Origin of the sequence: Arthrobacter sp. Cr_A7, assembly GCF_029222765.1 — a bacterium.
GTDB lineage: Bacteria > Actinomycetota > Actinomycetes > Actinomycetales > Micrococcaceae > Arthrobacter.
This window is the reverse complement of record NZ_JARHXQ010000237.1, coordinates 1-11,286: the sequence shown is the minus strand read 5'-3', so window position 1 is coordinate 11,286 and position 11,286 is coordinate 1. Positions and strand designations below refer to the sequence as shown.

Genomic DNA, 11,286 nt, shown 5'->3' with positions numbered 1-11,286 from the left:
GAAGTAGGACTATGCAGCGGGGGCGATGAAGGCCAGTTCCAGGTTGATGGCAACCTTGTCGCTGACCAGGACGCCGCCGGTCTCGAGGACTGCGTTCCAGGTGAGGCCGAAGTCCTTTCGGCTGATGGTGGTTTCAGCGGAAACGCCCGCCCGGGTGTTGCCGAACGGGTCAACGGCTACACCGTTGAACTCGGTTTCCAGGGTGACCGGGCGGGTGACGCCCTTGATGGTGAGGTCGCCGGTCAGTTCGTAGCTGTTGCCCTTGGCGACGAGGCCGTTGGAGACGAAGGAGATTTCGGGGAACTTCTCCACGTCGAAGAAGTCCTCGCCCTTGACGTGGCCATCGCGGTTGGCGTCGCCGGAGTCGAAGCTGGCGGTGTTGATGGTGGCGCTGATCTTGGCGTCGGCAACGTCACCGGGGAGGTCCAGGGTGGCGGCGGCTTCGGTGAACTGGCCACGGACCTTGCTGATGCCCGCGTGGCGGACGGTGAAGCCGATCTCGCTGTGGGAGTTGTCGAGGGTCCAGGTGCCGGTGGTGACGTCTGCGGGAAGTGCCATGATGATTCTCCTTGTATGTGCGTGCCTGTTGGTGGTCCTGCTGTTGAAGCTTCATATGTTGAAGTCTCAACTAACTGCTGGATCTACTATAAACATGCATTTGCATCTTTTGTTCCCGATCCCGGAACATTTCTTCATAAACTTCAGTTCTACTGGGTGTAGAAGATTTCGGATCGCACGCCATCTTTGAGAAACTGGTAAACATGCCCCAAGCCACTGTCCATCTGCTCCGCCATGGCGAGGTACACAATCCCGACGGCGTCCTGTATGGCAGGCTGCCCGAATTCCACCTCTCCGAACTGGGGCGGGAGATGGCCCGTATGCTCGCGGAGCACTTCCGCCAGCGCGTTGCCAACGGTGCCAGGATCACGTATCTGGCAGCATCGCCGCTGGACCGTGCGCAGGAAACAGCCGCACCCACTGCCGAGGCCCTGCGCCTGGAAATCCACACCGATGCGCGGATCATCGAGGCTGAAAACTACTTCGAGGGCATGAAGGTCACCAAGGCGGAACTCCGCCGGCCCAAGCACTGGCCTATGCTGGTCAACCCCCTGCGGCCCTCCTGGGGCGAGCCCTACAAGAAGCAGGCGTCCCGGGTGATGGACGCGGTGCAGGAAGCGCGCGTCCGCGCCATCGAACTGGCGAACGGCGACTTCGGAACGGCCGGCCCGGAGGCGATCATGGTCAGCCACCAGCTTCCCATCTGGGCCACCCGCCTCAGCGCCGAAGGCAAGCCTCTGTGGCATGATCCGCGGAAGCGGGAATGCACCCTTACCTCCATCACGTCCCTGGTGTTCGACGACGACGGCACCCTCCTGCGCGTCCAGTACAGCGAGCCCGCGGCGTCCCTTCTTCCCGGTGCCGCCAGCACCCCTGGAGCCTAGTAGTGACCGACAGTAATTTCAGGAATACCCGTGCCGGACAAGGGCCCATCAGCTCTCGCCGCAGCCTCCTGGCTGCAGGCGGAGTGGCCCTGACCGCGCTCACCATGGGACTCTCGGGCTGCGCCCAGGAGGATGCCCTGGCGCAGCAGGCCAAAGCCGGGGACAACAAGAACTATGTGGCCGGCGACGGATCGGTCACCGAGTTCGCAGCGGCGGACCGCAAGTCGCCCGTCCAGGTCAACGGCACGCTGTTCAACGGCACCACGGTGGCCCCTGCCGATTTCCAGGGCAAGGTGACCGTGCTGAACTTCTGGTTCGCCGCCTGCGCGCCCTGCCGTGTTGAGGCACCTATCCTCGAGGAGCTCCACCAGGAGTTCAAGGACCAGGGCGTGCAGTTCTTCGGCGTCAACCTCCGCGACGAGAAAGCCACCGCCGAGGCCTTCGACAAGACCTTCAACCTGACCTACCCCAGCTTTGATGACAAGGACGGCGGCGTCCTGCTGTCCGTGTCCGGGCTGGTTCCGCCGGGAGCCGTTCCCACCACCCTGGTCCTGGACAAGCAGGGACGCGTGGCTTCCCGCGTCCTCGGTGAAATCCAGAAGGGCACCCTGAAAGCCCTTATCGCTGCCGCCGTGGCAGAGTAGCGGCTGGCCCGGACCGTGAACAGCCCCTTCGCCGAAGCCATCCTGAACGGCTCGCTCCTGCTTGCCATCCCGGTGGCCCTGCTCGCCGGACTGGTCTCCTTCCTCTCGCCCTGCGTCCTGCCACTCGTTCCCGGTTACCTGGGATACGTGACCGGGCTGAGCGGCGTGGACCTGCAGAAGCAGAAACGTGGCCGCATGCTGGTGGGCATCGGATTGTTCGTCCTGGGCTTCTCCGTGATCTTCGTGCTGCTGGGCGGTGCCTTCGGACAACTGGGCACCCTGATCACCGGCTCGCAGAACGCGTGGATCACCCAGCTCCTGGGCATCCTGGTGATCATCATGGGCGTGGTGTTCATGGGCGGCTTCAGCTGGCTCCAGCGCGACGCCAAGATCCATGCCAAGCCACCGGCAGGCCTGTGGGGTGCGCCGTTGCTGGGCCTGACCTTCGGGTTGGGCTGGGCGCCGTGCATCGGTCCCACTTACTCCGCCGTCCAGCTGCTGAGCCTCTCCGGCGGATCGTCGGCCGCCAAGGGCGCCTTCCTGGCGTTCGTCTACAGCCTGGGCCTGGGCATCCCGTTCCTCCTGATCGCCCTGGCACTGCGCCGGGGCATGGGCGTGATGGTGTTCTTCCGCAAGCACCGCCTCGCCATCCAGCGCACCGGCGGCGGCATCCTGGTGGTCCTCGGACTGCTGATGGCCAGCGGCGTCTGGGGAACCTGGGTGACAGGGCTGCAGTACTGGTTCCAAACCGACGTGAAGTTGCCAATCTGATGAGCGAGCGTGTGAACGTAAAGAAAAAGTCTTCCGCACCGGCCGGCGGAAACGAGCCCGGCGCCACACTGGCCGAGGCAAAGGCGGACGCCGCGCTGCCGGCCCTGGGTCCGAAGGAAATGCTGCGCTGGGCGTGGACCCAGCTGACCAGCATGCGGACGGCCCTGTTCCTGCTGCTGCTCCTGGCGGTGGCTGCCGTCCCGGGGTCACTGTTCCCGCAGCGCCCGGCCAACCCGTCCGTGGTCACGCAGTACATCAAGGACAACCCGGACTACGGCAAGCTGCTGGACTCCCTGCAGCTGTACGACGTGTACTCCTCGGCCTGGTTCTCCGCGATTTACCTCCTGCTGTTCATCTCCCTGATCGGCTGCGTGGTGCCCCGCGCCATCGCCCACTACAAGGCGATGCGCTCCCAGCCGCCGCGGACCCCCAAGCGGCTCTCCCGCCTTCCCGAGTACGGCACGCTGGTGATTCCCGCCGACGCCGGCATCCCGGCGTCGGATGCCATCCACAGTGCTGCCGGGCTGCTGAAGAAGCGCGGCTACCGCGTAGAAGTACGGGACGACGACGGCGCGCGGCCGTCTTTGGGCGCCGAACGCGGCTTCCTGAAGGAGGTGGGCAACCTCGTCTTCCACACGTCGCTGATCGGCGTGCTGGTGTCGGTGGCCGTCGGCGGACTGTTCGGCTACAGCGGCCAGCGCATCCTGGTGGAGGGCGACACCTTCGTGAACACCCTGGTGGGCTACGACCAGTTCAACCCCGGCACCAATTTCCAGTCGGGCCAGCTGCAGCCGTACTCGGTCCAGCTGGACAAGTTCGACATCACCTTCGACCGTGAGTCCCAGGGCAAGTTCGGCCAGCCCATCGACTTCGCCGCTGCCGTGACCACCAAGGAAAACCCGGACGCGCCGGCCAAGCAGGAAACGCTGAAGGTCAACGATCCCATCACCCTGGGCGGCACCAGCATCTACCTCACCGGCAACGGCTACGCCCCGGTGGTGACCATCCGCGACGGCGACGGGAATGTGGCCATGCAGGGCCCGGTGGTGGCCAAGCTGCAGGGGGACAACTACTACTCCTCCGTGGTGATCAAGGTTCCCGATGCCAAGCCGGACCAGCTGGGCTTCGCCGGCTTCTTCCTGCCCACGGCCTTCGTATCGAACGACGGCGTGTCCTTCAGCGGTGACCCCGAACTCTTCAACCCGCAGCTGACCCTCAACTCCTACTACGGGGACCTGGGGCTGAATGACGGCGCCCCGCAGAACGTGTTCGAACTGGATGTGCAGGACCTGACGCCGCTTAACGCCCGGAACCTCGACGCCGGCGGCATCACCCTTGCCCCCGGCACGTCCTACACCCTGCCGGACGGCAAGGGCACCATCAGCTTTGAGGGCGTGAAGCGCTATATCGGCGTGGATATCCACCACAACCCGGGACAGCTGTACGCCCTGGTCTTCGCGCTCCTCGCCGTTGCCGGCCTCATCCTCTCCCTCTACGTCAACCGCCGCCGGGCCTGGTTACGCACCGGCACGCACGACGACGGCCGCACCATGGTGGAATACGGGCTCCTCGCCCGCGGTGAGGACCACCGCCTGGCCGCGGAGGCAGCCGCCCTGCGGAAGCTGCTCTCCGAAGAGTGGCAGCTGGCGGATGACCAGGCTGCAAAATCTTCCCCCACCCCAACCCCAGCAGGCCCGCAAGGGCCCGAAAAGGACCAGTAATGCCGTTTGGAATCAACGAAACCATGGGCCAGTACAGCGAGCTCTTTATGCTGCTGGCCGCAGGCACATACACCGTCGCCTTCATCGCGTTCGCCTGGGACCTTGCCAAGAGCAGCAAAGCCTTGCGGGCCATCGACCTCAAAGCCGCGCAGGCTGAAGAGGCCACCAAGGTTCCCGTAGCCGCGGGGACGGGGGCGCGCAGCGAGTCCCACCTTGCCGGGCCGGCGGGCCGGGCCGAACGGCCGTCGTCGTCCACGGCGAAGTCCGCAGTGGCCGGGGGAGCTGCAACGGCCGACGCCGACATGAAGTACGCCGGGGAACGCCGCGCTCCTGCACGGGTGGCGGTGGCCCTGACCGTCCTGGGTGCGCTCATCCATGGTGCCGGCGTCGTGACCCGCGCCCTCGGCGCCGGACGCGTGCCCTGGGGCAACATGTACGAGTTCCTCACCACCGGCGCCTTCGTGGCCATTGCGGTATTCCTCCTGGTGCTGATCCGCCGCGATCTCCGCTTCCTGGGCACTTTCGTAGTGGGCCTGGCCATCATCATGCTGGTCGCCGCCTCCGTGGCGTACTGGACGCCGGTAGGACACCTGGTTCCCGCCCTGCAGAGCTACTGGCTGATCATCCACGTCTCCATCGCCGTGCTCTCATCGGCGCTGTTCACGCTAACCTTCGCCATGTCCGCCCTGCAGCTGGTGCAGTCCCACCGCCAGAAGACCGTGGCGGCCGGAGGCGCGGACAAGCTCGGCTTCATGCGCCTGGTGCCGTCCGCGCTCAGCCTGGAGAACCTCTCCTACCGCATCAACGCGATTGCCTTTATCGGCTGGACCTTCACACTGATGTTCGGCGCCATTTGGGCTGAGAAGGCCTGGGGCCGGTTCTGGGGCTGGGACACCAAGGAAGTCTGGACGTTCGTCATCTGGGTGGTCTACGCGGGCTACCTGCACGCCCGGGCAACCCGCGGCTGGACGGGCACCCGCGCGGCCTGGCTTTCGATCGTCGGCTACCTGTGTGTCATCTTCAACTTCACCATCGTGAACCAGTTCTTCAACGGTCTTCACTCCTACTCAGGCCTCTGAGCAGGGCTTTCATCTGAAAGCCCGGTGGGCCCGAGGTAAATAACAAATCGATGTAGCAATGGGGGTGTTCCCGGTCCCCGGGTGGTGCTACGTTGGTGACGTTCGCCCGTGATGAAGTTGCTGGCGAAACGCAAGTTTTTCCTGGGGTTTCCATGAGTTACGTTCTCGCCATCGATGTCGGGACAAGTTTCACGGCTGCTGCCGTTGTCCGCTTTCACCAAGGAGTTACACCAGTCCCGGAGAGCCTGCCGCTGGGCCTTCGCGGGTCAGCTGTGCCTTCCGTGGTGTACTACCCGGAGGAAGGCCCCATCCTGGTGGGGGAGGCCGCGGAACGCCGCGGGCTCGATTCCCCCGGGCGCGTCGTACGGGAGTTCAAGCGCCGTGTTGGCGATGCCGTGCCCATCTCCGTGGGCACGCTGTCCCTTCCTCCCGAGGACGTCTTCGCCACCATGGCCCGCTGGGTGGCTGACCGGGCGGCCGAGCGCGAGGGCGCACCGCCGTCGGAAATCATCCTGACCCACCCCGCCGCGTGGGGCAGCCACCGGACCTCCGTCATCAGCGATGCCCTGGCCGCGAAAGGCCTTGGGAATGTCACCCTGCTGACGGAGCCGGAAGCCGCCGCCCTGCATTACGCATCGCAGGTGCGGGTGGAGGACGGCAGCACCATCGCCGTCTACGACCTGGGCGGCGGAACCTTCGATACCGCTGTCCTGCGCAAAGCCGGCACCAACCACTTTGAACTCCTGGGGCGCCCGGAAGGGATTGAAAACCTGGGCGGCGCCGACTTCGACGCTGCCGTGTTCCGTTACGTGGCTGAAAACACCGGCGGCGCCCTGGCAGGCCTCGACACCGCCGAGCCGGGCGTGCTTGCGGCGCTGACCCGGCTGCGGCGGGAGTGCGTGGAAGCCAAGGAGGCCCTCTCCTCGGACAGCGAAGCCAGCATTTCCGTGCTCCTCCCCGGCATCCAGCAGCAGATCCGCCTGGTCCGTTCCGAATTCGAAGAGCTCATCGAAGAACCCATCCGGGACACTGTTGACGCCCTGGAACAATCCCTGGCACAGCTTGAGCTCGAGCCGGCGGACCTGACCGCCGTGCTGCTCATCGGCGGATCATCACGCATCCCCCTCGTGGCGCAGCTGATCTCGGAGCAGCTGGACCGGCCCATCGCCGTGGACGCCGATCCCAAGTCATCCATCTGCCTGGGCGCGGCCGTGTCCGCAGTGCTGGCACAGCCGGAAGCTGCTCCCGGTGGGGCCGCCGCGGAAGCCGACGGAACCGCCGTCGCGCCTTCCTCCGGCGAAGACGCTTCGGAAGATGGGCACGCGCCCGTACGGCTTGCCAGCTGGTCCCGCAAGACGACCGCCGCCCCGGCAGCGGGCCACGGCCCGGGACACGGGCACCATGGCGGAGCGCATGCTCCGAAGCCCACCGTGCGGCTCACAGCCATCGCAGCCGCCGCTGCCCTCTTCACCGTCCTTACCGCCACCGCGGCCCAAAGCCCGGAAGGCTTCACCAACCTCACGTCCATGTTCGTCCCGGAAGCTGGTGCCGCCCCGGAAGCCGGAGCAGGAGGTTCCGGCGGCGGCGGGAATGGTGCCGGGGGACCCGCTGCCGGTGCTCCGGGGGATGGCTCAGCACCGCTGGCAGGCATCGAGGCCGGCGTGAACAAGGCTGCTCCCGCCCAGAAGGCCGGCCTCGACGTGGCGGCCTCGCCCACCAGCCGGCCCTCGTCGAGCACACCTGCGGACAAGGCCGTTGCCGGCGGAGGATCCACGGGCAGTGCAGCAGCGGATCCTGGTGCCGCGGGCACGGCACCAGGGACCGGAAGTACGACGCCGGGCGGCACCACCGAGCCCAACGGCACCCCCACGCTGGGTACTGGAACCACTGATCCTGCTGTTCCCGGTACCAGCGCGCCGGTTCCGGATCCCACCGTGGATCCAAGCCCTGTAGACCCCGCTCCCGTTGACCCGACTCCGGTTGACCCCACCCCGGTGGATCCTGCGCCGGTCGATCCCACTCCGGTGGATCCGACACCCGTCGACCCCACTCCGATCGATCCGTTGCCGTCTGACCCCGCGCCGAGTGTTCCGGTTCCCGTGGAGCCGGCGCCATCAGAAACGGTTGCTCCACCACCGCCCGCCGAACCGACTCCGACGGTAACTGCTGTGGAGCCAGCTCCGACTACCGCGATTGAACCGGCGGCTTAGCATGGTGGGTCATCAGATGCGCGCGCAAGAGCCGGCCTTCCTTCATGCGGAACTGAACCATCCGGGGCAGTCACCCCACGCTGCAGAGCTCATGGCCCGGCAGCTCAAGGGCGAGAACGCCGCAGTCCGCGAGCTGCTGCTGGCGTTGTCTGTGGGCTTTGCCCTGCCGGGACCGCTGCCCGCGGACCTGCAGCGAAAGATTGACGGCGGCGAGGTGGAAAGCCTTGCTGCGCTGGTTGAACGGGCAGAAAAGGCAGGCCTGCTGACACCCGACGGGACCGTGGTGGGACCGGCCCAGCACGCCCTGCTCACCGTGGCACCCACCACGAAAGTCCATGCGCTCCAGCGAGAACTCGTCACGGTGTACGTCACGGACGGCCAGCCGCTGGGCGACTTCGCCCGCGAGCTGGCCCGCGGGGGCCTGGCGGACCAGCGCGTGGCGGCAGAGCTGGAGCATGCGGCGGACAAGGCGCTGGAACACGACCCCGGCCTGGCCTGCCAGCTCTACGATGAAGCCCTGCTGGCAGGAGCCGACGAAATAGCCACGGCCGCGCGGCGTGCCCAGGCCGCAGCCGGGGACGGGGACCTGGACGCAGCCACCCGGATCATCGACACCCTCCTGGTGCAGGAGGATCCGCCGGACGTACGCCGGGGCGTGAACGTAGCCGCCGCCGTCTGGGCGCAGCGCGGCATGCTGGCCCGCGGTGCGGACGCCTTCAGCTGGCTGGGTGCCGCCCGGCTGGGACCCTCGGCGCCGCTGGCCGCCGTAGCCATGGTGGGCTGCGGCAACCGGCCGGGAGCCGATGCGGTGTTCAAAGCTGACGCACCCCCGGCATCGCCCACCCTCCTGGCCGCCGCGATGACCGAAACCGGTAAGGGAATCCTGGAGTCACTGGCCGGCGATCCGCACCAGGCGCTGCCGGTCCTGATCCACGCGTCAGACATGCTGAACGCGGCAGGGGCAGCCCTTCCGCTTCCCGATACCCCGGCAGCCCTGGCCGCCCTCGCGGCGCTGAACAGCGGAGAGCCGCATCTCGCCGAGACGGTCTGCCGGGCAGCCACTGCCGCCGGCCAGGGCGGAAATGCTGCGAAGCCGCGGCTCTACCTGCTCCAGGCATGGTCCGCGATGCAGCAGGACAAGCTCGAGGACGCCCGGCTGTCCATCAACGAGGCTTCCAAGGCCAATCATTGGCCCCTGGTTCCGCGGGACGAGTTTTTGCGGGCGGCGCTGGAAGTGGGCCTCGCCCGGCGGAACGGCGAAATTCCCGAACTTGTCATGGCGTGGGAACGCGCCCGCGAAGCGATGCTGCACACGTCCGTGGACCTCTACAGCCTGCTGCCGTGGGGTGAGCTGATGATCACGGCAGCCCGGCTGCGGGAAACCCGGCGGGTGGCGCATTACCTGGACGAGGCAAAGCAGCTCCTGGAGCGCCTCGGCAACCCGCCGCTGTGGGCGGTGCCTTTCCACTGGGCAGCTGCCCAGGCCGCCCTGCTCAGTGAAAGCCCCGCTGACCTGGCACCTCATGCCGCAGCGTTGGCCCGGGCCGCGCACCACAGCCACCTGGCAGCCGTGCTGGCCACCGCGGGCAAGGCATGGGTTTCGGTGCTGGCCGGCAGGTTCCAGCCCGCCGACGTCGAGGCCGCCGCGCGTGGCTTGGGCAGGGTGGGGATGCCGTGGGAAGGCGCCAGGCTTGCCGGACACGCCGCAGCCCGGGCGGAAGAGCGCAAGGACATGGTGCGCCTGCTGTCCTGCGCCCGGGACCTCCATCCGCAGGGAACGTCCACGGGCAACGGAACCTCGGGTTCCGGCGAGACGCGCAATGCTCCCACCGCAGAAACCGGCAACGGCATGCAGCCGGACGGATCAGGGCTCAGCGAACGGGAAAAAGAGGTTGCCCGGCTGGTGCTTGAGGGCAAGACATACCGGGAGATCGGCGAGGCCATCTACATCTCCCCGAGGACTGCCGAACACCACATAGCCCGGATGCGCCGCCGCCTGGGTGCGGAAAACCGCTCGGACCTGCTGGCCCGGCTGCGCCTTGCCCTGAGCTCCGAGAATCCCCCTCAGGAGTAAGCCCCTAATGCCCCTAACCGGGGGCCCGGCGGTTCCCCACGCGGGGGACTGCCGGTAGGGGGAACCGGCCCGATGCCCGGTCCTACCCCCGGCCCATACGTTTGATTCAAGCCCAGCAACGACGCCGGGCGAACCGCAACTCATAGAAAAGCAGGGGACCTTCAAATGACACTCGCAAACGATCTCGTCCAGTTCCTCATGAACCTCTTCGGAGACCGCCAGGCCGCCCAGGACTTCCTGGATGACCCGGAGAAGGTCCTTGAAGACCACGGACTTGGCAAGGTCTGCTCGGCAGACGTCGACGCCGCAATGCCGGTAGTCCTGGACTACGCTCCGGTCACCGTCAACGCTTCCCGCTTCGACCGGGAGTACAACACCGGCGGCAACCGCTCCCACACTGACGACAACGGCGGCGGCGGCAGCACCGGTGGCGGCAACCATGGTGGAGGCCACCACGGCGGCGGCCACCACGGCGGCGGCAACGGCGGCGGCAACAACCACGGTGGCGACGACCACGCCCACGCAGTGCAGCAGCTGCACCACGTCGTGAACAACTACTCCTACACCTCCACGGTGGATGACCGCGACACCATCACGGACCAGTCCGTGAACCAGAACATCTGGGCCGACGGCGACGTCACCCAGTGGTTCGACAACGACTCGGTGGTCGCTTCCGGTGACCGTGCCATCGCCGCCGGCGACGACGCCGACGTCGAGGACTCCAACAACATCGAGGATTCCTACAACACGGACAACTCCACGGATAACTCCACGGACAACTCCATCCGCGCCGGCGGCGACGTCAACATCGGCAACGAAGAGACCGACATCGAGGACTCCTTCAACACCGACGTCGACATCGATGCCGACATCGACGACTCGTTCAACGACAACTCGGACAACTCCACCAACAACGACCTGGAGGTCGACGTCGAGGATTCGTTCAACGACAACTCGGACAACTCCACCAACACCGAGGTCGACGTTGAGGATTCGTTCAACGACAACTCGACGAACACCGAGGTTGACGTCGAGCTCGAGGATTCCTTCAACACGGACAACTCCGAGACCACCGAAGTCGCGATCGAGGACTCCTTCCAGGACAACTCCACCGAGACGGAGGTCGAGCTGAACGATTCGTTCAACGACAACTCGCAGACCACCGAGACCGATGTCGAGGTAGAGGTCGAGGACTCCTTCAACCCGGTCAATGTCGAGGACAACGTTGTTGTCGCCGACAACGAGCTCGAGTTCACTGAGGACAACTCCATCAACACCGATGTGAACGTAGAGGACAACAACCTCGCACTCGCCGCGGACGACGCCGAGGCCACGGCGGGCTAGC

General features: G+C 66.4%; 9 protein-coding genes. 8 read left to right on the top strand and 1 reads right to left on the bottom strand.

What is annotated here, in order from left to right; translation table 11 throughout:
* Window positions 1-9 precede the first annotated feature (9 nt).
* Window positions 10-558 carry a YceI family protein gene (locus P2Q66_RS14040; RefSeq protein WP_091416957.1) on the bottom strand — a complete coding sequence of 183 codons (549 nt, stop codon included), beginning with the start codon at window positions 556-558 and terminating at the stop codon, window positions 10-12.
* A gap of 203 nt (window positions 559-761) precedes the next feature.
* On the opposite strand from P2Q66_RS14040, the gene P2Q66_RS14035 reads away from it, so the two are divergent.
* From P2Q66_RS14035 to P2Q66_RS14000, 8 genes are all read left to right on the top strand, one after another.
* Window positions 762-1,442: a histidine phosphatase family protein gene (locus P2Q66_RS14035; RefSeq protein ID WP_275729043.1), complete on the top strand. Its 681-nt coding sequence runs from the start codon at window positions 762-764 to the stop codon at window positions 1,440-1,442.
* Window positions 1,443-1,546: 104 nt separating this feature from the next.
* Window positions 1,547-2,086: a TlpA disulfide reductase family protein gene (locus tag P2Q66_RS14030; RefSeq protein ID WP_115524877.1), complete on the top strand. Its 540-nt coding sequence runs from the start codon at window positions 1,547-1,549 to the stop codon at window positions 2,084-2,086.
* A 15-nt stretch (window positions 2,087-2,101) separates the two neighbouring features.
* Window positions 2,102-2,857, top strand: coding sequence for a cytochrome c biogenesis protein CcdA (locus P2Q66_RS14025; protein WP_275729041.1), 756 nt, complete (start codon window positions 2,102-2,104; stop codon window positions 2,855-2,857).
* Window positions 2,857-4,578 carry a cytochrome c biogenesis protein ResB gene (locus P2Q66_RS14020; protein ID WP_275729039.1) on the top strand — a complete coding sequence of 574 codons (1,722 nt, stop codon included), beginning with the start codon at window positions 2,857-2,859 and terminating at the stop codon, window positions 4,576-4,578. The genes P2Q66_RS14025 and P2Q66_RS14020 overlap by 1 nt, the downstream gene beginning before the upstream one ends.
* Window positions 4,578-5,657 (top strand): c-type cytochrome biogenesis protein CcsB, encoded by a 1,080-nt coding sequence (gene ccsB / locus P2Q66_RS14015; RefSeq protein WP_275729036.1) that lies wholly within the window; start codon window positions 4,578-4,580, stop codon window positions 5,655-5,657. The genes P2Q66_RS14020 and ccsB overlap by 1 nt, the downstream gene beginning before the upstream one ends.
* A 152-nt stretch (window positions 5,658-5,809) precedes the next feature.
* Complete coding sequence (locus P2Q66_RS14010) at window positions 5,810-7,867, top strand: Hsp70 family protein (protein WP_275729034.1); 2,058 nt, start codon at window positions 5,810-5,812, stop codon at window positions 7,865-7,867.
* Window positions 7,868-7,883: 16 nt separating this feature from the next.
* Entirely contained in the window at window positions 7,884-9,941 is a 2,058-nt protein-coding gene (locus P2Q66_RS14005; protein ID WP_275729032.1) for a LuxR C-terminal-related transcriptional regulator, read from the top strand.
* Window positions 9,942-10,106: 165 nt separating this feature from the next.
* A complete protein-coding gene (locus P2Q66_RS14000; protein WP_079597499.1) occupies window positions 10,107-11,285 on the top strand; it encodes an IniB N-terminal domain-containing protein in 1,179 nt (392 codons plus the stop codon).
* Window position 11,286 lies beyond the last annotated feature (1 nt).